At 70.4% G+C, this 21,322-nt stretch carries 18 protein-coding genes; 8 read left to right on the top strand and 10 right to left on the bottom strand.

From position 1 onward, the window contains the following. Positions 1 to 3 precede the first annotated feature (3 nt). The 4 genes from AC07EJ_RS16995 to AC07EJ_RS16980 all read right to left on the bottom strand — a co-directional run bounded on the left by AC07EJ_RS16995 (position 4) and on the right by AC07EJ_RS16980 (position 4,844). On the bottom strand, positions 4 to 1,716 hold the full coding sequence (locus AC07EJ_RS16995) for a carbamoyltransferase family protein (RefSeq protein ID WP_389479090.1): 1,713 nt from the start codon (positions 1,714 to 1,716) through the stop codon (positions 4 to 6). 122 nt (positions 1,717 to 1,838) lie between these two features. Further along, positions 1,839 to 2,885 (bottom strand): NAD(P)/FAD-dependent oxidoreductase, encoded by a 1,047-nt coding sequence (locus AC07EJ_RS16990; RefSeq protein ID WP_393585992.1) that lies wholly within the window; start codon positions 2,883 to 2,885, stop codon positions 1,839 to 1,841. Between the two features lie 173 nt (positions 2,886 to 3,058). Next, a complete protein-coding gene (locus AC07EJ_RS16985) occupies positions 3,059 to 4,018 on the bottom strand; it encodes a cucumopine synthase-related protein (RefSeq protein WP_478884450.1) in 960 nt (319 codons plus the stop codon). A 439-nt stretch (positions 4,019 to 4,457) separates the two neighbouring features. Further along, positions 4,458 to 4,844, bottom strand: a complete 387-nt coding sequence (locus AC07EJ_RS16980; RefSeq protein ID WP_389479083.1) for a hypothetical protein — start codon at positions 4,842 to 4,844, stop codon at positions 4,458 to 4,460. A gap of 271 nt (positions 4,845 to 5,115) precedes the next feature. Here AC07EJ_RS16980 and AC07EJ_RS16975 point away from each other — a divergent pair, with 271 nt between their 5' ends. Both AC07EJ_RS16975 and AC07EJ_RS16970 read left to right on the top strand, forming a co-directional pair. Beyond that, positions 5,116 to 6,090, top strand: coding sequence for a phage baseplate protein (locus AC07EJ_RS16975; protein ID WP_393585989.1), 975 nt, complete (start codon positions 5,116 to 5,118; stop codon positions 6,088 to 6,090). 245 nt (positions 6,091 to 6,335) lie between these two features. Continuing rightward, on the top strand, positions 6,336 to 7,361 hold the full coding sequence (locus tag AC07EJ_RS16970; protein WP_478884449.1) for an SCO2400 family protein: 1,026 nt from the start codon (positions 6,336 to 6,338) through the stop codon (positions 7,359 to 7,361). A gap of 145 nt (positions 7,362 to 7,506) precedes the next feature. On the opposite strand, the gene AC07EJ_RS16965 is transcribed toward AC07EJ_RS16970, so the two are convergent. Beyond that, complete coding sequence (locus AC07EJ_RS16965) at positions 7,507 to 7,710, bottom strand: hypothetical protein (RefSeq protein WP_389479077.1); 204 nt, start codon at positions 7,708 to 7,710, stop codon at positions 7,507 to 7,509. A 131-nt stretch (positions 7,711 to 7,841) separates the two neighbouring features. Then, complete coding sequence (locus tag AC07EJ_RS16960) at positions 7,842 to 8,780, bottom strand: LysR family transcriptional regulator (protein WP_389479075.1); 939 nt, start codon at positions 8,778 to 8,780, stop codon at positions 7,842 to 7,844. A gap of 161 nt (positions 8,781 to 8,941) precedes the next feature. On the opposite strand from AC07EJ_RS16960, the gene AC07EJ_RS16955 reads away from it, so the two are divergent. From AC07EJ_RS16955 to AC07EJ_RS16945, 3 genes are all read left to right on the top strand, one after another. Next, positions 8,942 to 10,414, top strand: a complete 1,473-nt coding sequence (locus AC07EJ_RS16955) for an MFS transporter (RefSeq protein ID WP_389479072.1) — start codon at positions 8,942 to 8,944, stop codon at positions 10,412 to 10,414. Positions 10,415 to 10,552: 138 nt separating this feature from the next. After that, positions 10,553 to 11,389 (top strand): MBL fold metallo-hydrolase, encoded by an 837-nt coding sequence (locus AC07EJ_RS16950; RefSeq protein ID WP_389479069.1) that lies wholly within the window; start codon positions 10,553 to 10,555, stop codon positions 11,387 to 11,389. A gap of 56 nt (positions 11,390 to 11,445) precedes the next feature. Beyond that, the gene (locus tag AC07EJ_RS16945; RefSeq protein ID WP_478884458.1) at positions 11,446 to 14,043 is read left to right on the top strand and encodes a polysaccharide lyase family 8 super-sandwich domain-containing protein; all 2,598 of its coding nucleotides are present in this window, start codon (positions 11,446 to 11,448) and stop codon (positions 14,041 to 14,043) included. Between the two features lie 9 nt (positions 14,044 to 14,052). Here AC07EJ_RS16945 and AC07EJ_RS16940 read toward each other — a convergent pair whose 3' ends face one another. Further along, positions 14,053 to 14,430, bottom strand: coding sequence for a nuclear transport factor 2 family protein (locus tag AC07EJ_RS16940; RefSeq protein WP_478884448.1), 378 nt, complete (start codon positions 14,428 to 14,430; stop codon positions 14,053 to 14,055). 203 nt (positions 14,431 to 14,633) lie between these two features. Between AC07EJ_RS16940 and AC07EJ_RS16935 the strand changes: the two genes are divergently transcribed. The 3 genes from AC07EJ_RS16935 (at position 14,634) to AC07EJ_RS16925 (ending at position 17,502) form a co-directional block, all read left to right on the top strand. Then, entirely contained in the window at positions 14,634 to 16,169 is a 1,536-nt protein-coding gene (locus tag AC07EJ_RS16935; protein ID WP_393585956.1) for an AMP-binding protein, read from the top strand. Between the two features lie 88 nt (positions 16,170 to 16,257). Further along, on the top strand, positions 16,258 to 17,055 hold the full coding sequence (locus tag AC07EJ_RS16930) for a DUF4389 domain-containing protein (protein WP_393585954.1): 798 nt from the start codon (positions 16,258 to 16,260) through the stop codon (positions 17,053 to 17,055). A gap of 150 nt (positions 17,056 to 17,205) precedes the next feature. Beyond that, positions 17,206 to 17,502 (top strand): DUF6401 family natural product biosynthesis protein, encoded by a 297-nt coding sequence (locus AC07EJ_RS16925; RefSeq protein ID WP_389479060.1) that lies wholly within the window; start codon positions 17,206 to 17,208, stop codon positions 17,500 to 17,502. Between the two features lie 24 nt (positions 17,503 to 17,526). Here the strand turns inward: AC07EJ_RS16925 and AC07EJ_RS16920 are convergent, their stop codons facing one another. The 3 genes from AC07EJ_RS16920 to AC07EJ_RS16910 form a co-directional block, all read right to left on the bottom strand. Continuing rightward, complete coding sequence (locus tag AC07EJ_RS16920) at positions 17,527 to 18,309, bottom strand: mechanosensitive ion channel family protein (protein ID WP_389479057.1); 783 nt, start codon at positions 18,307 to 18,309, stop codon at positions 17,527 to 17,529. 148 nt (positions 18,310 to 18,457) lie between these two features. Then, entirely contained in the window at positions 18,458 to 19,738 is a 1,281-nt protein-coding gene (locus tag AC07EJ_RS16915) for a metal-dependent hydrolase family protein (protein WP_393585952.1), read from the bottom strand. A gap of 65 nt (positions 19,739 to 19,803) precedes the next feature. Next, positions 19,804 to 21,273 carry an MFS transporter gene (locus tag AC07EJ_RS16910; protein ID WP_478884447.1) on the bottom strand — a complete coding sequence of 490 codons (1,470 nt, stop codon included), beginning with the start codon at positions 21,271 to 21,273 and terminating at the stop codon, positions 19,804 to 19,806. Positions 21,274 to 21,322: the final 49 nt, after the last annotated feature.

The raw sequence follows: 21,322 nt of genomic DNA, 5'->3' as shown, positions 1-21,322 counted from the left end.
CGCTCAGGAGTTGTCGGTCTTGGCGATGAGGTGGTTTCCGAGGATCAGGTAGTCGATCTCGGTGCCCATGAAGCAGTTCAGGGCGTCGGTAGGGGTGCAGACGATGGGTTCGCCGGCGACGTTGAACGAGGTGTTGATCAGGCAGGGAGTGCCGGTGAGTTCGGTGAACTTCCGCAGCAGCGCCGTGAGTCGTGGGGTTCCCTCGTCCGTCAGGGTCTGGATGCGGGAAGTGCCGTCCACGTGTACGGCGCCGGGGATGCGGTCCTTGTACGCGTCGCGGACGGGGAAGACGAACGTCATGTACGGGGAACTGGTCTTGCGCCCCATCTCGAAGATCTCCGGCGCCTGCTCCTCCAGGACAAGGGGAGCGAAGGGGCGGAAGGGTTCGCGGTGCTTGACCCGGGTGTTGATGATGTCCTTGATGTCGGCGAAGCCGGGGTTGGCGAGGATGCTGCGATGCCCCAGCGCGCGTGGCCCGTGCTCGACGCGGCCTTCGAACCAGCCGATGACGACCTTCTTCGTCAGCAGCTCCGCCACGTGGTCGACGACCTCGTCGTCGTCCAGGCGCGAGACGGAGACACGGCCGGTGAAGCCCTCAAGCGCCTCCTCGATCGCAGCCTCGTCGTAGGCCGGGCCCAGATAGGGGGTGACGGGTGCGGAGGCGGCGAGGACGTCCGCGGGGTCGGTGTCCGGGTGGCCCAGCCAGGCGTGGGCTGCGGCTCCGATGGTGATGCCGGTGTCCGAGGCGCCGAAGCTGACCTGCATGTCCTCGAAGCGGGAGCCTTCGAACATCGGAGTGTTGTTCAGGCAGTTGAGGGCGACGCCGCCTTCGAACAACAGCCGGTCGAGATCCGTCCTCTTCTCCAGGTGGCGGACCTGGTGGGCGGTGGCGACGTTCAGCATCTCCTGCGCGGCGGCGGCGATGCGGGCCTTGTATTCGAGGGTGTCTTCGAAGGGCCCGAAATACTCCTCGAACAGGGCGTCGTGGCTGTGGAGGTTGTCGGTCTGAAGAGGCTTGGTGAAGGTGTAGCGGCCGTCGTCGTGCAGCGTCAGCAGGCGGTCGACGAACGGGTTCGGAGTCGGCGCGGCGGTGTATCCCGCCAGGCCCATCACCTTGTACTCGTCGTTGTTGGGGACGAAGCCGAGGAAGCGGGTGATGGAGGAGAACAGGGTGCCGATGGAGTGCTGGGCGCCGGTGGCGGTGTCGTCGAAGACGGTGATCCGGCCGTCGCGGATCTCGCCCGTCAGGGTCGAGAAGCGTTCGGCACGGCCGTCGCTGACGAGGAACGCGGAGTCCTTCATGCCGGCGAGGTAGTAGCCGGTCGTCGCGTGGGCCAAGTGGTGCGGAACGAAGCGGACCTTGGCAGGGTCGGGGCGGTGCCCGGTGCGCGCCTCGAAGTCCGCGAGCATCGCTTCGTGGCTGACGACCTGGTCGAACAGGTCGGCCATGTCGCACATGAGTCCGGTCTTCGCGTCCTGCGCCAACGGCGAGCTGCGGATGCCGTCCAGGATCTCGTCCAGAGCCTGGGGAGACCAGTTCCAGGGGAAGGCGAACAGGTCGACGTCGTCGAACGTGATCCCGGCTTCCTTCAGGCACCAGTCGATCGCGTTCTCGGGGAAGTCGGTGGTCTTCTTGTCCCGGTTGAGGCGCTCTTCCTCCACCGCGGCGACCAGGCGGCCGTCCACCAGGAGTGCGGCGGCGGCGTCGTGACCCAAGAGGTAATGCTTGTTGATGCCGGTCGCACCGAGACGTTCGGAGAAGAACTCCGATACCCGGCTGAAACCATTACATCCAAGAACAATCACGGCATTCTTTCCTGTTCTGGCCTGTTATGGGGCTACTTGACGGTCAGCAGGTCGCGGAGCTTCTCGCCCGCCGCGGGTGCCTGGCACAGGCCCGCACCGGTGAATCCGGCCGCGTACAGGAAGCGGCGGGTGGGGTGTTCGCCGATGAAGGCGGTGTTGTGGGGGCTGGCGTCGAAGTCGCCGCTCCACGCGCGATGCACACCGATGCCGTCCAACTCCGGGAACAGGGTGCCGAGATGGCCGGCGATGCGACCGAGCCAGGCTTCGCGTGCTTCGCCCGCCTTGGGTGCTCCCATGGCGAGGAGGATGCGGTCCTTCCACGAACGGATCCGAAGGCCCGATGCGGCGTGCATCGTCATGGGCATCTCGCGGTGCGGGGAGGGCGGGATGTCGGTGAACAGCATCTCCATCGCGTGGGGTGTCAGCGGCAGGTCGACCGATGCCAGGGCTGCCACCTCGCCGGACCAGGGCCCGGCCGTGCACACGATGCTGTCTGCCTTGATGCTGCCCTGCGGGGTGTGGACGGTGTTGTCGTCGTCGATGCGTGTGACAGGCGTGTGGGTGAACAGGCGGGCGCCGTGGTTGCGGGCGGCGGCGGCGTAGCCGCGCACGATGTCGAGGCCGTCCACGTGGTACGCCTCAGGGGACCAGGCGGCGGCCAGCACGGCGCGCTCGTCGATCAGCGGGTTGAGCTCGGCCGCTTCGCGGGCACTGATCAGGTCGACTTCGACGCCGGCGGCCCGCTGGGCTCGACGGCCGGCCTCGAAGTCGGTGATCTGCTGTTCTTCGGTGAACAGCGCCATGAACCCGAGCCGCTTCAGGCCTAGGGAGACTCCGGTGTGGCGGGCGAAGTCCTGATAGGCGTTCAGGCTGCGCACGGCCCTTCGCCCGGTGTCGGGATTGCCGGGGAAGTAGGTGCGGACCATGCCCGCCGTATGCGCGGAGGCCCCGCCGCCGAGGCCTCCGCGTTCAAGGAGCACGGTGTCCACGCCGGCTTCGGCGAGGTGGTAGGCGGCGGAGGTGCCGATCACTCCCCCGCCGATGACGACGGCGTCGGCGCGGGCAGGCAGGGCGCTCAAGATCTTCCTTCTCCTGTGGTGTGGGGTTCGGGTTCAGACGGCGGGGATGAGTGCCGGATGGGCAGCGAATGGGCGCCGGATGAGTGCCGGTGCCGTCATCTCCTCGGCGGACTCCGGACTCCGGACACCGGACTCCGGACTCCGCTCCGGGCTCGGCTACATGCCTGCCTCGGCTACACGCCTGCCCCGGCGACCTGCTGGCGCAGGTGGTCTCCGGTCTCCCACGGGTACAGCTGGAGGTTCCAGCCGCCGAGGCAGTTGATGTAGAGCGCCATCTGGCTGGTGACGGCGTAGAAGTCGTCACGGTCGAGGCGGTCGAGAACGTCGAGGAAGCGCTGGGTGAACGCCCACAGCTTCTCCAGGCCGCAGTAGCCCAGGAACTCGGCGGGGACGCCGACCAGGAGGCGGGCCATGTGGGCCAGGGAGTCCATGGGCATGCCCTGGACTGCACCGCGGACGAGACCGCCGTAGGCGGCGTAACCCAGGGGCCGGGTCTCCCCGTTGACGAACAGCAGGGTGGGCAGGACCGTGCCGAAGTTGCCTGCCTGGGAGGGGATGACGCCCTGGTGGAGGTCATCCAGCTCGGCCGGGGGCGCGAGCCAGATCTTCTCGGTCTCGGCCCGGATGTCGGCGATCAGGCGGGCGGCGTCCGTGTCGGTGGCGTGGAGCGTCGGGATGCGGTGGCCGCCCTGCTCGCCTGCACGGCGGACTTCGGCGACGATCTGCTTCTTCGTGGAGTAGACGGCGTCCCAGATCGCGGCCCCGGCCTCCAGCAGGGCGGGCATGTCCGCCTCACGGATCTGGCCGACGGGGGTGGCGGGCATCGGCTCGGTCAGGGTGCCGTACTTGATGCCCAGGTGCTGCAGACCGGAGCAGAACACGGTGCCGTTGGGGGCCTCGCGCCGGTCCGGGATGCGGGTGGTGTGCGGGGTGTGCAGCAAAGTGGGTATCGGCGCTACGTGGTAGAGGTGTTCTCCCGCGATGAGGGCGTGTCCCTGGAGGCTCTGGTAGGGCAGGGACTCCCACAGGGCGTCGGCGAGTGCCGGGTTGCGGTCGTCAAGGTCGGCGGTGACCGTGATGCCGAGGTCGGGCCAGGAGATTTCGATCTGACGGCCAGGCAGCTTCTCGGGCAAGGCTTATCCAGTTCGTCGGTTCGGCTTTTCCGAGGAGTACATCGACAACTGGCTTGATTCAGGCAGCCGTTGAAGGCATGAAACCTTGATCGGCTCGAGATCCGTACTTTGTATGATTCTACGAAACCGCAGCTCAGGTGGCTGGAATGCGGCGGCTTCGCGGTCCGCGCCAGAATGTTGATCGTTCATCTTCCGTCCGCAGTCCGCCGCCGTACGCGAGTGACAGCACATCGTGACGGGCATGGGGCAGCTCCCATCCCGTCTGCCGTCGAGGTGCGTGGATCGACGGCAGACGGGATGGGAGCTGGGGGAGAGAGTGGTGGATGACGGTAGGCGTGAGCCTGACCTGTCAGCCGGCGCCTCGGGCTTGAGGAACTACTACGAGTTTCGAGGAACTACTACGAGTTCAGTGCCCGGCACGAGTTCAGTGCCGGCGAGTTCAGTGGTGGCACGACGACTGGCGGAGTCCGGCTTTGAAGCCGTCCTTGAAGCCGCGCTGGTAGTCCTGCCTCGAGTCCTTGTGGAAGGCGGCGTGTTCGCCGTTCTTTCCGTTGTCGTTGCCGTTCCCGTGGTGGTCGTTCCCGTTGTGGTCGTTGTGGCGGTTGCAGTTCCTCTGCCCCTGGTGTTGCCCGGATTTGAAGCCGTCCTTGAAGCCACGCCGGTAGTCCTGGTTCGAATTAGGAACCTTGACGCTCGTACTTGTACTGACGTGAGTCTCACTCGGTGTGGCCGCGGAAGCCGCCTGCCAGCCGATCGGCGCAAGAGAAACCGCTGCGGCGACGAAGACCGAGCTCAGGACGACTCGGCTTCTTTTGACTGCGAGCATAACTATCCCCTTGGACTAGTTCCTCACAAAGAGTCAATTTCACTCTAGCCGTCCATATGGGTGACGCAACCGCGCTGGATGACCAGCTGTTTCCCGCCCGAGCGCCTTTCCACCCCTCCGGAAAAACGGACGCTTGTCATGACGGCATGCGGTATTCGATTCGACCAAGCGGTGTCCCCTTCCCGGCCCCGGGTGGTACCCCTGCGACGGGCCCAGGAGCGCTGCGTATCGTCTCCGGGACTTTGTCGGTCACTCTTTTCTGGAGTCCTGCATGGAACACAACTCCCGTATGTCCCTTACTCGTCGAGGACTGCTGCGTGGTGGGGCCGGGGTCGGGCTTGCCGCGTTCGGGGTCGGGTACGGGGCCGCGAGTGCCGCCGCGTCGGTGGGCGCGACTTCGCGGTTCGATCTGTCACAGCCGTCGTACGACCTGTTCCGCGACAAGAACCTGCACAGCAACCGCGTCCAGCAGAGCTTCGCCTTCGACTCGGTCAACAAGCGTCTGTTCGTCGCCGCCAAGCGCCTCGACAGCCCGGAGTCGGCCGGTGACCTGTGCATCAGCGAGCTCGACTTCGCCGGCAACTACGTCTCGTACATGCATCTCAACGGCTTCGGGCACGGTGTCGCCTTCGGCATCCGTGCGATCGGCAGCGCCAGCTACCTGTGGATCGAGACCGAGGCCAACGGCAACGGGTACGGCTCCAAGCTCGGCTTCATCCGGTACAACCCCGGCACCACCGTCGACGCCGCCGCCGCGGGCTACGGAAAGTTCACGCCGGTCGCCGGCGCCACCGAGTTCACATGTTCCATGGACCCGGTCTACGACCGCATGATCGTCCGCTACCACAAGGACGGCGCCAAGCACATCGCGGTCTACAACAACTCGGACACCGACAACGCCGACTTCAGCTCGCCCGTCGCCATGTTCACCCCGCCGGCCATCTCCGGCACGCCGCAGGGATACACGCTCTACGGCTCCTACATGTACTTCATCACCGGTGACGGCTACTCGGCGTCGAACCCCGACCCGGGCAATACGTACATCACCAGCATCAACATCAACACCGGCGCCATCGCCCAGGGCCCCACCCTCACCAAGGCCGGTTCCACGCTGGTCTACCGGGAGCCCGAGGGGCTCGCGATCTATCGCACCGACGCGGGTGAGTCTCGTCTCTTCCTCGGCTTCGCCTCCGGCAACGAGGGCGACCGGCGTTCCAGCATTTTCTACAAGAACGCGCTGGTCTAAAGCGCTGGTCAACCCGCTGATCCGAGGAGGAGAGGCGAGGCATTCGTGAGGTGAGTGGGCCCGGGTCGCTGATGCGACTCGGGCCCCTTCCGTCACAGGGATCACACATCTTCGCAAGAGCATCACACTGTGCGCGCATTGCCTTCGGAAAGCGTCGATAGCGTTGCTGGCCGCTCGATCTCGCGTGCGAACGTGACCAAATGCCCGGCGTCCCGGCGGCGCAGTCAGCCACAGAAAGATCGAAGATGGACTACTGCTCCTCGTGCCGTCGGACCCTCAACGGAGCGCTGGTGTGCCCTGGTTGCGGCGCCTACGCCCCCGACATCGCCCCGCCGACGACGGCGTCGTTCCAGTCGACCGTTCCGCGCTCGTCGCATGCGCCGGGCTCGGCGTCCTCGGCTTCGTCGTCGTCGCTCTTCGGAATACCCCACGCCGCCGACCGTGGCCACGGAGGCGGTTCCGCGGTGGCGGCCGGTGCCTCCGGCTCGTACGCCGGCTCCGACGCGTTCGAAGACTTCGACGCGTTCTCCACGGCCAAGGCCTTCGACCTGGCCGACGCGGGCGGCGAGGCCGCCGCCAGTTCCGTGGACGTCTCCGCGCCCGTGGCCTCTTCGCAGGTCGGCCGCGCCGCCCGGCGGCGGAAGCTGGCGCAGTGGAAGAAGAACAAGCGCCGGGCCGTCGCCGCGACGGCCGTCGCCATCGTCGGTGGCGGGCTCACCATCGCCGCGCTGCCGAACGACGCCTCCCCCGACCGCACCCACGCCTCCGCGGCCCCGGACCCGGTGACCACGTCTCCGGCGCTGGCCAACACGGACTCCTCGACGGACACTCCGGACGACCGGGCCTCGCGGAGCGGCAACGACCGCACGCACAAGTCCACCGGCCCGCGCCACGCCCGCCCGGCCACCGCGCCCGCGCCGGCCACGTCGACCGCGCCGACCGGCGCCCCGCGCCACGCCGCCCCGGCCCGAACCGCCGCCGCGCACACCGACTCCGCGCCGGCCGCCGCCGCGCACACCGCCCCCACCCCGCAGGCCTCTTCGCCCGCCTCCGCCGGCCAGTCCGGCGGCGGTACGACCACGGGTTCCGGCTCGGGTACGGGGACGGGTTCGGGCACGGGTTCGGGTTCGGGCACGGGTTCGGGTTCGGGCACGGGTTCGGGTTCGGGCACGGGTTCGTCCGGCGGGGACCAGGCGACGACGCCCGCGCCCGCCCCCTCCACGGCGTCACCCGAGCCGGTCTGCGTGCTCGGCATCCTCTGCATCAGCTGAGCACCGCCGCAACGACCGAGGCCCGGCCCGGGGTTCTGACCCCCGGGCCGGGCCTCTGCACGTACCGCCGCGCGGGCTTTCGCGCGGGCTTTCGCGCGGGCTTTCGCGCATGGCGACACACGTGCCGACGCAAGTGACGTGACGACTACGCCGCCACCGCCAGCGGCGCGGGCGCTGTGAACTTGTGGGCCGGTACGTCCGGCAGCGCCCTGCGGGCCAGACCCGCGAGGGTTCCGCCGGGGCCGATGTCGAGGAACGCGGTGCAGTCGAGCTCCTCGTGGAGCGTGTTCAGGGACTCGACCCAGCGGACCCTGCTGACCAGCTGGCGGGTGAGCGACGACCTCGGCATCACGCCCTCGCCCACCACCAGGTCCCTGCACCACGCGATGCTCCAGGACCGCCCCGACGACCGGTACCTGTCCGCCGCGGGAGCCGTCCGCTGACCGACGCCCGGACCGGCCCCGCAGCCGGCCCAGCGGCTCAGCCGCCCTCGGACTCCCACAGGGTCTCCAGCGCCCTGGTGGGCCCGCCCAGCGAGCGCACATGCTCCAGCGCCGCGCCCACGAACGCCCGCAGCCGGCCCGTCTCGTGGTCGGTGGGCCAGAGGAACGCGTACTCGATGCGGGGGGCATCACTGAACGGCCGGAACACCAGGCCGGGGCGCGCGTAGTACCGCACACCCGCCGCGGCGACCGGCGTCACCCCCTTGCCCGCGAGGACCAGCGACAGCGCGTCCTCCCAGTGCGTGATCGCCTGGCCGTGCGGAATGGGCCGCCCCGACGGCGTCTGCCGCGGGAAGTGATGGTCCAGCCAGTGGGCCGGCACCGGCCTCGTCACCGTCAGCAGCGTCGCCTCCGCCAGATCCTCCACGCTCAGCGTCTCGCGCCGCGCGAACGGGTGCGTGGACGGCATGAGCAGCACCCGCGGCTGCGACAGCAGCACCGGCCCCGTCGTCAAATCGGCCTCCACCACCGGGAGTTCGGTGACCTGAAGGTCGATGTCCCCGCTGCGCAGCGGCCCGTAGGGGTCGGATATCTGCACCTGGCGTATCTGCACGTCCACGCCCGGGTGCCGGCGCGCGAACACCGCCGCGATGCTGTGCAGCAGATGGCCCGTGAACGCCCCCGAGAAGCCGATCCGCAGCGTGCCGGTGATCCCCCGGCCGGCCGCTGTGGCTTTGGCGATCTCCTCCTCGATACGGCGCTGAGCAGGGCCGATTCCGTCCCTCAGCTGCTCCCCGATGGCCGTCATCGTCACGCGCCGGCTGCTGCGCTCGAACAGCTTCGCGCCGATGCGGCGCTCGACCCGCGCGATGGTCTGGCTGACACGGCTCTGCGAGACACCCACGCGTTCGGCGGTCCGGCCGAAGTGCAGTTCCTCCGCCAGCGTCAGAAAGATCTCGATCTCCTGGCGTTCCATGTCCTCCCCGTCCTCGGCGTCCTCGGCCTCGTGCCCCTCACCACCCCGCTCACCTCGAACGATGAGCCCGGCGAATCGATCGTTGCACAGATCGTTCTTGTTGCGCAGGTGCCCCGATTCGATGCTGGTCAGGCCAGATCACATACGAAAGGACACCCCTGATGGCTGTCACCGAGTCCTCTCCCCCCACCGAGACCGACGTCCTCGCGCCGCCACCGCCGGTCGCGGACGTCGGCCCCGCCGACAACTCGTTCAGCACGCGGGGCTGGCTCGTCCTGATCACGCTGTGCTGCGCGACGTTCATGTGCGGCCTGGACTTCTCCATCGTCACCGTCGCCCTGCCCGACATCGGCAGCAGCCTCGGCTTCTCCTCGCCCGGCACCCTCCAGTGGGTCGCCACCGCGAGCCTGCTGCCCTCCGCGAGCCTGCTGCCGCTGTTCGCCCGGGTCGCCGACCTGGTGGGCCGCAAGAAGCTGTTCACGTTCGGCGTGGCCCTGTTCACCCTGTTCTCGCTGGGCGCCGCCCTCGCCAACAGCCCCGGCGTCCTGATCGCCACCCGTGTCGGCCAGGGCACCGCCGCCGCGATGATCGCCCCCGCCGCCATCGCCCTCATGACGGGCTACTTCCCCGAAGGCCCCCAGCGCGCTCGCGCCCTGGGCCTCAACGGCGCCGTCATGTCGCTGGGCTTCGTGCTCGGCGCGCTCGGCGGCGGCGTCATCACCAGCGGCTTCAGCTGGCGCTGGACGATGGTCGTGCTGTGCGTCATGGGCGCCGTCGCCCTGGCCGGCGCGCTCGCGCTGCCCGTGATCCGGGAGGCCGCCGCGGCCAAGCGCATGGACATCCCCGGCGCCGTCCTCGCCACGCTCGGCCTGTTCGGTCTCGTCTTCGGCATCTCCACCGGCGGCGACAAGGGCTGGGTCCGCGCGGACTCGCTCGGCTCCATCGTCGGCGGCCTGGTCCTGCTCGGCGCGTTCCTCCTGGTCGAGCGGCGCCACCCCGAGCCGTTGATCCCGCTCAGCGTCCTGGGCCGCCCCACCATCAAGTGGTCCGGCCTGTTCGGTGTCGTCACGTTCGGCATGTGCGCCGGTACGACCGTGCTGCTCAGCCTCTACATGCAGGACGTCCTCGGCTTCACCCCGCTCCAGGCCGGTCTGAGCTACCTCGGTGAGGGCGCGGCCGCGATGCTCGGCGGCATGTACGTCGCGAAGCTGCTCGGCCGGTTCGGCGGCGAGCGGGTCCTCGCGGCCGGTCTGCTGATCCAGGGCGCCGGCACCGTCGCCATGTTCACGCTGCCGCAGAGCGGCAACATCGCGCCGCTCATCATCACGTCCTCGGTCATGGGCCTCGGCCACGTCTTCAGCGTCGTCTCCTTCATCACCGTGATGACGTCGGGCGTCAGCGAGGAGGACCAGGGCGTCGTCGGCGGCCTGTCGCAGCTCCCGCAGTACGTCGCCGCGATCGGCGTCGCCGGTCTCAGCGCGATCGCCGCCGCCCGCACGAACGCCCTCTCGGGCGGTTCGGGTGCCGATGCGGCCGCCACGCTCGGCGGGCTGCACGCCGGAATGGTCACCGCGGGTGTGGTCGCCCTGGTGGGCGCGGGGCTTGCGGCGACGGTGCTGCGCAAGCGCGCCTAGCCGCTGCGCGGGTGCGGGAATTTTGGACGCGGGGAACGTGCGTGCCGTTTGCGCAGTTCCCCGCGCCCCTTATGCGGGGTGCCGGCGTTGTCGTTCGTCTGCGGGCGCCCCTTCTGAACATCACCGAGGAGACCTACCGTGAACGACCGGCGATTGCGGCGGCCTTCGGCCGTGTGTTCCGTACAGGTGGGTGATCTGAAGGTCAGTTACGTACCTGACGGCGCCATGCTGTTCAAGCCGCCGGCGCCGCCACGGGCGGGTGCCGGCGCCGCCTACCTCAACGACACCGACCATCTGGTCGCCAACACCGGCGGCCTGCTCGTCCAGTGCGACGGACGGGCGCTGCTCATCGACGCGGGCTTCGGCCCGCACTCCGTACCGGAGGACCCCGACCACCCGTACATCGGCGCGGTGCACGGCGGTTCGCTGCTCGACAATCTGGCGCGGCTCGGGGCACGGCCCGACGAGATAGAGGTCGTGGCCTTCACCCATCTGCACAGGGACCACATCGGCTGGGCGTGCACGGATCCGCCGGTCTTCACGGCTGCCGCGTTCGCGGTGCCGAAGAGCGAGTGGGAGAACCGTCATCAGGTGCCGGGGCTGACCGCCGGGGCACTGGCCGCGCTGGAGCGCCGGCTGCGGCTCGTCGTCCCCGGCGAGGAGATCTTCCCCGGCGTGCAGACGCTGGCGCTGCCCGGCCACACCGCGGGCCACACCGGCTTCACGATCACCTCGCGGGGCCGCCGCCTGCTCGCGTTCGGGGACGCGCTGCACTCGCCCCTCCAGGTCCGCCACCCCGAGTGGTTCACGGTGTCGGAGGGCGACCCGGCCCAGTCGGAGCGCCACCGCCGCCGGCTGATCAGCGAACTCCAGCAGCCGGGCACCCTCGGCTTCGGCATCCACTTCGCGGACGTCGTCTTCGGCCAGGTCGTCCCGGACGGGGTCGGGGAGGGCGCAGACTGGCTTCCCGTGTGACCGCCGATCTGCTTGACTCCGCGCGCCAGCACGCCAACTCACCGGCGGAGGAAGCCATGGAGATCACCCGCAGACGCCTGCTGTCCGCCCTGTCCGCCGCCGGTCTCCTGACGGTGATTCCCACCCAGTGGGCGAGCGCCGCCGACGCGGCCGCGGACAGCGCGCGGCTCCTGGCCAACACCGTGGACATCTTCGCGGGCACCGAGGCCTCCAACTCCCGTACGGAAACGGCCGCCAAGCGCGCCGCGATCGACAAGGCCGCCCGCGCGAACCTCAAGTCGATGGACGCGGCGGGCCCCGGGGAACTCTTCGCCGGGCTCGTGCTCGGCACCGACGAGGGCAGACTCAACACGGCGTACAAGCAGCTGTACGAGATCGCCCTCGCGACGCGCGCGCCGGGCGCGGCCCCGGACCTGTACGGCGACGCGACGGTGCAGCGCCGCGTCATCGACGGCCTCGCGTGGCTGCACGACCACTATTACGGCGACCAGTCCAAGGGCTACTACGGCAACTGGTTCTACTGGGAGATCGGCCTCTCCCAGTTCATCAGCAAGACCCTCGTCCTCCTCGCCGACGAGGTGAGGACCTACCGCCCGGACCTTCTGCGCACCTACGTCGCCTCCATGGACGCGTACCTGCGCAACGGCACCGACGGCGACGTGAACCTCGACTCGCGCTTCCACACCGGCGCCAACCTCGCCGACATCACCACGAACCGCATCCTCCAGGGCGCGCTCCTCATCGCGGACGGCGGCGGCGCACCCGACGGCGAGGCCCGCATCCGCAAGGCGCTGACCGACCAGCTCACGGTCTTCGCGACGATCGACCCGTACGCCCTCAACCACGGCGTCACGGACGGCTATTACGCCGACGGCTCCTTCATCCAGCACGCCTCCGTCGCCTACACCGGCTCATACGGGAAGGGGCTGCTCACGCGGGTCGTGCAGACCCTCAAGATCCTCGACGGGACGGGCTTCGCGCACGCCGGGGAGCTGGTGCCGACCGTCGTGGGCTGGGTGCGCGACGGTTTCGCGCCGCTCATCTTCGAGGGCTGGATGATGGAGATCGTCAAGGGCCGGGCGGTGTCCCGCACGGACACCGGCTACACCGACGTCGCGATCGTCGTCGAGGCGGTCGTCGACCTGGCGTCCCTCGCCGAGGACACCGCCGGCGCCGACGCCACGGCGCTGAAGAGCTACGTCAAACACATCCGGGCCACCTCACGCGCGGCCCTCGACCCGTCCTCGTTCGTCTCCCCCGTGAGCATCACGCGCTACGCCGACATCACCGGCGACGCGTCCATCCCGGCCGAGGACCTCAACCCCGCCTCGCGCACGGTCGCGTTCAACGCCATGGACCGGACCGTGCACCGCAGGCCGGGCTACGCCTTCGCCCTCGCCCGCAGCTCGTCCCGCATCTCCAAGTACGAGTACATGAGCGGCGAGAACCTCATGCCGTGGTTCCAGGGCGACGGCGCGTACTACCTGTACCTGTCCGGCCAGGACCAGACGCAGGCGTACGGCGTCGACTACTTCACGACGGTCTCGCCGTACGCGCTGTCCGGCGTCACGGCGCCGGTCGAGGAGCGCCGCACGGTCCCCGAGCTCTACGGGAAGCCGTACTACGACAACCCCGGACACCCGCTCAACTTCACGTCGTCGTCCGAGTCGCAGAACACGTACGTCTACTTCCCGTGCGGCACCGGCCCGCACTCGGGCGGCGCCGTGCTCGGCGCGTACGGCGCGGCCGCCATGGTGCAGTCGGACGACGTGCCGTACCGGGACAAGCAGAAGGGCATCCTGCCCGACGACTTCGTGGTCTACCGCAACGCGACGGCGACGAAGTCGTGGTTCCTGTTCGACGACGAGATCGTGGTCCTCGCGGCGGACGTCGGCGACGCGGCCGGGCGGGCCGTGACGACGACCGTCGACTCCCGCACGGCCGCAACGACCGACCTGACCGCCGTCACCGGGGCGCTGCGCGACGGCCGTCCGTGGACCGGGCCGGGCACCGCCGACCTGCACTGGCTGCGCTATGCCAACCCGACCCGTGGCGAGTCGCTCGGCTACGTCTTCCTCGACACCCCGCGCGTGCGGATCTCCCTCGACGAGGTCACCCGCAGCCGTCGCATGGTCCGCACCGCGAACCCGGACACGGCGGTGACCCGCACGGTCCTCGGCGTGACGGTCGACCATGCGGCGGGGGCCGAACCGGCCTGCCTGGCCTACGCGTTGGTGCCGAGCTCGGGTGAGAGCGCCCTGCGCTCGTACACCCGCCGCGACAGCCCCCTGACGGTCCACGCGAACACACCGCGCCTCCAGGCCGTCACCCACCAGGGCCTCGGCCTGACCGCCGCCAACACCTTCACGCCCGGCCGCCACGAGACCGCGGGCCTGCGCGTCGAGGGCCCCGCGTCGGTGCTCGTGCGGCGCGGGCGGCGCCACGGCGACCCGACCACGGTCGCGGTCGCGGACCCGACTACGCGGCGCGACACCGTGACCGTCCTGCTCCGCGGCCGCTCCCTGAGCAAGGTCACCGCGGACCCGCAGGTGCGGGTGGCCCACGTCCCCGGCGGCACCCGCCTGGACGTGGACACCCGCCACGCGTACGGGCGAAGCTTCACGGTGACGTTGCGTCAGGGTCTGTCGCCCTGAAGGGAGTTGTCAGACTGCCGGAATCCGGTCCAGGAACCCCTGCACCGTACGGATCCGGCCGTCCTTGGCCAGCGAGATCACGTCGGAACCGGCGACGGGCGCGGAGCCGTCCGCGGCGGACACCAGCTCCCAGGTGAACCGGGCGATGTCGTGGTGCCCGTCGACCGTCCCGGTCTGCTTGAACGCGAACCCGGGAAACTGCTCGCGGGCCGCCGCGATCACGGCGGCGATGCCCTCGTGCCCCGCCACGTCGGCCAAGGGGTCGGTGTAGCTGCCGTCCTCGCTCCACGCGGCGGCGACGGCCTCGGCGCGGGTGTCGGCGCAGTCGGCGTTCCAGGCCTCGAAGTAGCGGGCGACGGCGGCTTCGTGTACGGAGATGACGGTCATGCGGATCGGCCTCCAGCCAGGTCGGATGAGGGTCCGGAGCCCGGGAGGAGTGCGCCGCCCGGGTTCCGGATGCCTTCAGCCTGCCGGGCGGGCGGACCGGGGTCGATTACGCCGGAGGTAATGCCGGGAGCGGCCCTGTTCACCCATGCTGTGGTCGGACAGATCCAGATGCGTTGTTCATCGTCAGTGCTGGGGAGGCCAGGATGTTCGTCCCGTTCGGGGCCCTTGATTTTCTGGAACGTGCCGCCACCGTCTACGGGGACCGGATCGGCGTGGTCGACGAGCCGGTCCAGCCGGCCGAACCCTGGAAGGACCTCACCTACCGCCGGGTGGCCGAGCTTGCGCGCGCCCAGGCCGCCGGGCTCGACGCGCTCGGGGTGCCGCTCGGCGCGCGCGTCGCGGTCGTGTCGCCGAACAGCGCGCGGCTGCTGACGTCGTTCTTCGGCGTGAGCGGCTACGGCCGCGTCCTCGTGCCGGTCAACTTCCGCCTCACCGCGGAGGAGGTGAGCTATGTCGTCTCCCATTCGGGCGCCGAAGTCCTCCTCGTGGACCCCGAACTGACGGACCGCCTCGCCGATGTCCCCGCCAAGCACCGCTTCACCATCGGTGCGGCCGCCGACTCCGAGCTGTACCGCTTCGGTACGGACCCCGCCCCCTGGACGCCCGACGAGAACGCCACCGCCACGATCAACTACACGAGCGGGACGACCGCCCGGCCCAAGGGCGTCCAGATCACCCACCGCAACATCTGGGTCAACGCCATCACCTTCGCCCTGCACGCCGGCGTCACCGACCGGGACGTCTACCTGCACACGCTGCCGATGTTCCACGCCAACGGCTGGGGCATGCCGTTCGCCATGTCCGCGCTCGGCGTGCGCCAGATCGCGCTGCGCAAGGTCGACGGCGCCGAGATCCTGCGCCGCGTCGACGAGCACGGCGTGACCGTGATGTGCGCCGCGCCCGCCGTGGTCAACGCCGTCCTGGACGCCGCCCGTTCCTGGAAGGGCGCGATCCCGGGGCGCGACCGGGTCCGCATCATCGTCGCCGGGGCGCCGCCGCCCACCCGTACCGTGGCGCGCGTCGAGTCCGAACTCGGCTGGGAGTTCATCCAGATCTACGGCCTCACGGAGACGTCGCCGCTGCTCACGGTGAACCGCGGCCGCGCCGAGTGGGACGAGCTGGACGCCTCCGAGCGCGCCGAGAAGCTCGTACGGGCCGGGGCGCCCGCGCTCGGCGTGAGCCTGCGCACCGACGACGAGGGCGAGGTGCTCGCCCGGTCGAACGTGATCCTGGAGGGCTACTGGGAGCAGCCGGAGGAGAGCGCGAAGGCCCTCGCGGGCGGCTGGTTCCACACCGGCGACGGCGGCACCGTCGGCGAGGACGGCTATCTGACGATCAGCGACCGCAAGAAGGACGTGATCATCACCGGCGGCGAGAACGTCTCGTCCATCGAGGTGGAGGACGCCCTCTTCAGCCACCCCGGCGTCGCGGAGGTCGCCGTCATCGGCGTCCCGGACGAGAAGTGGGGCGAGACGATCAAGGCGCTCGTCGTCCGGGCCCCCGACGCGGCGGTGACGGAGGACGAGCTGATCCGCCACTGCAAGGAGCGCCTGGCCGGCTTCAAGGCCCCCACGTCGGTCGAGTTCCGCGAAGAACTGGCCCGCACGGCGACGGGCAAACTCCAGAAGTACAAGCTGCGGGCGCCGTACTGGGAGGGCAAGGACCGGGGGGTCAGCTGACGGCTCGCACCGGGGCCGGCGGACGGGCATGCACCCGGGCGGACGACCCGGGGTGCCCGTCTCCGCTGCCGTCGGCAGAGTTACCGGCATGGAACCCCAGTACGGCACGGTCTCCCTGATTCCGGGCGCCGAGTCCCTGCCCGAGTTGGACATCCCGCAGCCGGGGCGGCAGAACCGGCTCTCCGTGCTGGTGCGGCTCCTGCTGCTCCTGCCGCACTTCGTCGTGCTCGCGGTGCTGTCGGTGGTGACGTTCTTGGCGGCGGTCGCCGGCTGGTTCGCGGCGCTGCTGCTCGGGCGGCTGCCCGATCCGGTCGAGCGGTATCTGGTGGAGTTCCTCGCCTACGACACCCGCGTGAACGCCTCCGCGATGCTCCTGACCGGCCGCTATCCGCCCTTCGAGCTGGGCGACCCCATGGGCTACCCGGTGCGGGTGCGCGTACTCCGGTCCGTGCACCTCAACCGGCTGGCCGTGCTCCTCCGGCTGCTCCTGGTGATCCCCGCGGCGATCGTCGGGGTGCTCGCCACCGCCGGCTGGTGGGCCGTCTCCGCGCTGTCCTGGCTCGTCGTGCTGTTCCTCGGCCGGATGCCGCTGCCCCTGTTCGAGGCGACGGCGGCGGTCCTGCGCTACCGGATGCGGCTCGTCGCGTACGTGCTGCTGCTGACCCCCGCGTACCCGAAGCGGCTCTTCGGCGACCAGACGGCGCCGGACGCCGTCGTCGGCACCCTCGCTGGCCCGTCCGCCACGCGGCCGCTGTTCCTGGGGACGGGGGCGAAGATGCTGGTCGGCGCGTTCCTCGTGCTCGGTCTCGTCGGCGGGGCGGCGAACGGCTCCCGCTACGGCGCCGACGGCCCGGCCGCCGTACAGGCCTCGCTGCCCGGCTTCTGATCACTCGTGATCACTCACGGGCCGTGACCGGACGCCTGTGGCCGCCGAAGCCTGTGACCGGACGCCGCGCCTGTGACCAGCCGCGCCTGTGACCAATGGCATGCCAAAAGGCCTGTTCCGGGGCGCTATGCCCCGTTTACGGTGGTCCGCATGTCTCCTCTGGCCCGCATCAGCACCTCGTACGCCCCGCGCTTCGCGGAGTTCGCGTTCGAGCCCGGTTTCACAGCCGCCGTCGACCAGCATGTCGCCGAGCTGCGGGACAAGCTGGAGGCGGGCGGGGGCGCGCTGCTGCCGCAGTCCCCCGACCGGGAGGTCCTCTCGGACTACGCGCTCGGGTTCCTCGACGCGCTCGCCGAGAACGGCTGGCGCGAACCCGTGGGGCACGACTACGCGGTGTGCCGCCTCACCGCCATCAGCTGGCTGGTGAGACGGCACGATCTCGCGTAGGCGAGCCTGGCCGGCGAACGCGCGTCACATGTCGTCGGTGCGCTCGCGCTCCTGGACGGGCTGGTTCGTCAGCGCGTCCTGACGCCCCGACTGGTAGGCGGAGAGACCGCCGCGGGCCTTGGCCGTCTCCTGCTCGGCGGTGTTCAGCATGCGCTCCCAGCGCTGCCGCATCGGGCCGATGAGGCCGCCGCCCACACCGACGACGACGATGCCGACACCGGCGGCGAGCGCCGCGATCAGGAGCGGCTGGGTGATCGCCGTGGCGATGCCCGCCTGGCCGAGCGCCGCGATCACGCCGAGCGCGACGATGCACGCCCAGACGATCGTGCCGATCGTCTTCCCGTACGAGACCGACGACAGCGCGTTGGTGACGATGTCGCGCACGATGTTGGCGATGGCCATGGCGATGACGACCAGCGCGATGGCGACGATGGCGCGCGGCAGCCAGGCCACAATGCCGTTGATCATGCTGCTGACGGGGTTCGGGCCGAAGACGCCCAGGGCGATCTGCAGGGTGATCAGCAGCAGGGCGTAGTAGACGATCTTGACGACGATCGCCGTCATGTCGTACTTGGAGCCCTCGAGCATGCGGGCCGCGCCGGCGCGGTCGGCAAGTTTCTCCGAGCCGACCCGGCGCAGGACCCGGTCGAGCACCTTGGCGATCATCTTCGAGATGAACCAGCCGATGGCCAGAACGACCAGGAAGCCCACGAGCTTCGGCACGAACTGGGCGACTTTCGACCAGGCGTCGCTGAGGCCCGAAGTGAAGTCCACGGCGAGCGTGGGTCTGTCGGCGAGCTGGGGCATGAGTGGTCCTCCACTCGATGGGGCCCGTACGCGCTGCCGCGCCGGGCGATCAGGCCCCCCACAGATGCGGTGATGTGCTCCTTCGTGGATATCAGCGCGCGAATGGACGCGGCCCGTGGGCCGCGTCCATTCGTGTGACAGGTGACGGTCAGGCTGCGAGCCCGTCCGTGTCCTTGTACGGGACGCCGTCCTTCGCCACGAGCAGGACGTTCTCGGGCTTGCCGAGGGAGGCGACGTCGGTGAGCGGGTTGCCGCGCGCGATGACGAGGTCGGCGCGCTTGCCGGGCTCCAGCGTGCCGATCTCGTGGGCCAGGCCGAGCAGCTCGGCGGCCTCGGACGTCCCCGCGAGGATCGCCCCCATCGGGGTCATGCCGGACTCGACGAGATACCCCAGCTCGCGCAGGTTCGTGCCGTGCGCCGCGATGCCGCAGTCCGTGCCCATGGCGACGCGCACGCCCCGCTCGATGGCGTGCGGGATGTGCCGGCGCGCGACGGTCTGCCAGTGCTTCTTCTTCGCGTACGCCCAGCTCGCGGCCTTCAGCGGGTCGGGGTCGGTGTTCGCCGTGGTCAGCGTCGGCACGAGGAACGTGCCGCGCTCCAGCATCAGGTCGATGGCCTCGTCGTCGATCTCGTAGCCGTGCTCGACGCTGGCGACGCCGCCGCGCACGGCGTTGAGGATGCCGCCGCGGCCCTGCGCGTGCGCGGCGACCCGCTTGCCGCGGTGGCCCGCCGCGATCTCCGTGATGGTGCGGATCTCGTCCTCCAGGAACCCGTCGTCGTCGGGCTGGTCGGTGGGGCTCCACACGCCGCCGGTCGCGGCGACCTTGATGCAGTCGGCGCCCTTGCGCAGCAGGTCGCGCACCGCGCGCCGGCAGTCGTCGACGCCGTCCGCGAGGCGGCTCATCCCCGGGTCGGTGACGCCGTCGTCGGTCCCGGCGCGGAAGTCGCCGTGCCCGCCGGTGGGGCTGAGCATGGCGATCGCGACGAGCAGGCGCGGGCCGACGAGGAGCCCGTCGTCGACGGCCTTCCTGTGGCCGGCGTCCGCGCCACCCAGGTCACGCGCCGTGGTGACCCCGGCGAACAGCGTCTGCCGCATCCGGGGCGCCGACAGGAAGGTGCGCAGGGACCTGGGCATCGCGTTGAGTTCGGCGTGGTCGAGCGCTCCGCCCGGCGCCGCCATGTGGACGTGGCAGTCGATGAAGCCGGGCAGGATCGCGTCGCCCCGCACGTCTATCTCCCTTGTACCGGCGGGGAGTTCGGGCCGCTCGGCACCGGGCCCGGCCCACCGGACCAGACCGTCCTCGACGAGGACGGCACCGCCTTGCACCGGCTCGCCGCCTCTGCCGTCGATGAGCAGTCCGTTGTGGAACAGGAAGGGGACGGCGGAGGTGGGAGCGGCGGTGGCTTCGGGGGTCGGTCCGGTGGTCATGGCGGGCGGGTCCTTCCGTGCTGCGGGTGGAGAGGGATGGTGCGTCGGTACGTGGGCGGGGGCCGTCAGGCGACCGGGGCGGGCTGCTGCTGTGCGGCGTCCGCGTCGGCGGGGGTCTGCCTGGCCCGTACGACCATGGCGGCCGCGGCGGCGACGAGCAGCGAGACGCCCGCGCAGCACCACCACACGGTCGTGTAGGCGGACTCGGTGGGGATCTCGGTGCCCTTGAAGGTGACCGCCGTGAGGATCGCGGCGAACACGGCGCCGGAGACGCTGCCGCCGAGGGTCTTGGAGGTGTTGTAGACGCCGGTCGCGATGCCGGTGCGGTCGGCGGGGCTGGCGTCGAGGACCAGGGCGGGCATGGCGCTCAGGCCGAGCCCGATGCCGAAGCCGAGGACGAGGTTGGCGGCGACGAACTGCCACGGTTCGGCGTGCGCGAGGACCAGCGTCGTGTAGCCGGCCGCCATGAACGCGCCGCTCAGGGCGAGGACCGCGCGCGCCCCGATCGCGCGGGCCAGCCGGGGCACGGCCGCCGAACCCGCGAAGGCCATCAGGCCCCAGGGCGCCATCATCCAGCCGATGCCGAGGGTCCCGTAGCCGAAGCCGTAGCCGAGCTTGTCCGGCGGGCTCGCCAGGAACAGGGACGCGGCGGTCTGCGAGCCGAACAGCGCGGCGCCGAGCAGGAAGCTCGCCCCGTACACCGGCAGCAGGGTGCGCTTCACGGTCAGGCGGATGTCCACGACGGGGTGCGCCACACGCAGTTCGACGAGGACCCACACGGCGAGGACGAGCACGGCGACGGCGAACAGGCCGAGCGTGCCGCCGCCGGTCCAGCCCCAGCGCGGGCCCTGCGAGACGGCGAGCAGCAGGGCCGCGAGCCCCACGCTCAGCAGGCCGGCGCCCGCCCAGTCGACGGTGCCGCGGGCCCGGGTCTTCGACTCCGGGACGAGGAAGAACACGATGCCGACGCAGAGCAGGGTCGCGGCGGCGGGGATCCACAGGATTCCGTGCACGCTCGTGACGACCTCGCTGAGCAGGCCGGCCAGGACCGTTCCCGCGCTCGCGCCGAACGTGAGCGCGCCGACGAGGAGACCGATCGCGCCCCGCGCCCCCTGAGGGCTCAGCCGGTCACGGACCAGGCCCATCTCCAGCGGGAGCAGCGCGGCGAGCGGCCCCTGGAGGACCCGGCCGAGCAGCAGCAGCTCGAACGACGGCGACCAGGCGACGAGTACGGAGCCCACCGCGAGGGCGATCGCGGCGACGCGCAGAAGGCGACGGTGACCGTACAGGTCGCCGAGCCGGCCGAAGATCGGCACGGAGATCGCGGCCGCGAGGAGCTGTGCGCTGCTGACCCAGTTCAGGTCACCGGCGGTGATCTCCAGATCGGCGCCGAGCCCCGGCAGCAGGGCCGGCATCATCCCCTGGAGGATGCCGCTGATGAGCTCGACGAAGACCAGGAAACCGACGACCGCGGCGACGCGGGCGCCGCCGAGACCGGGCGCTGCGGGGCCGTGACCGGCCTTGACACGCGACATGGGTTCTCCAGGGTGAACGGCCGCACGCGGGCGGCGGGGACGGGGCGTT

Source organism: Streptomyces sp. NPDC045026 (assembly GCF_056432625.1).
The sequence above is the reverse complement of the archived record's forward strand: the minus strand, read 5'-3'. Positions and strand labels throughout refer to the sequence as shown.

Coding starts and splice junctions, on each gene's coding strand:
- AC07EJ_RS16980 (WP_389479083.1), bottom strand. CDS start 4,844: ATGCTCGCAGTCAAAAGAAGCCGAGTCGTCCTGAGCTCGGTCTTCGTC.
- AC07EJ_RS16975 (WP_393585989.1), top strand. CDS start 5,116: ATGGAACACAACTCCCGTATGTCCCTTACTCGTCGAGGACTGCTGCGT.
- AC07EJ_RS16970 (WP_478884449.1), top strand. CDS start 6,336: ATGGACTACTGCTCCTCGTGCCGTCGGACCCTCAACGGAGCGCTGGTG.
- AC07EJ_RS16965 (WP_389479077.1), bottom strand. CDS start 7,710: ATGCCGAGGTCGTCGCTCACCCGCCAGCTGGTCAGCAGGGTCCGCTGG.
- AC07EJ_RS16960 (WP_389479075.1), bottom strand. CDS start 8,780: ATGGAACGCCAGGAGATCGAGATCTTTCTGACGCTGGCGGAGGAACTG.
- AC07EJ_RS16955 (WP_389479072.1), top strand. CDS start 8,942: ATGGCTGTCACCGAGTCCTCTCCCCCCACCGAGACCGACGTCCTCGCG.
- AC07EJ_RS16945 (WP_478884458.1), top strand. CDS start 11,446: ATGGAGATCACCCGCAGACGCCTGCTGTCCGCCCTGTCCGCCGCCGGT.
- AC07EJ_RS16940 (WP_478884448.1), bottom strand. CDS start 14,430: ATGACCGTCATCTCCGTACACGAAGCCGCCGTCGCCCGCTACTTCGAG.
- AC07EJ_RS16935 (WP_393585956.1), top strand. CDS start 14,634: ATGTTCGTCCCGTTCGGGGCCCTTGATTTTCTGGAACGTGCCGCCACC.
- AC07EJ_RS16930 (WP_393585954.1), top strand. CDS start 16,258: ATGGAACCCCAGTACGGCACGGTCTCCCTGATTCCGGGCGCCGAGTCC.
- AC07EJ_RS16925 (WP_389479060.1), top strand. CDS start 17,206: ATGTCTCCTCTGGCCCGCATCAGCACCTCGTACGCCCCGCGCTTCGCG.
- AC07EJ_RS16920 (WP_389479057.1), bottom strand. CDS start 18,309: ATGCCCCAGCTCGCCGACAGACCCACGCTCGCCGTGGACTTCACTTCG.
- AC07EJ_RS16915 (WP_393585952.1), bottom strand. CDS start 19,738: ATGACCACCGGACCGACCCCCGAAGCCACCGCCGCTCCCACCTCCGCC.
- AC07EJ_RS16910 (WP_478884447.1), bottom strand. CDS start 21,273: ATGTCGCGTGTCAAGGCCGGTCACGGCCCCGCAGCGCCCGGTCTCGGC.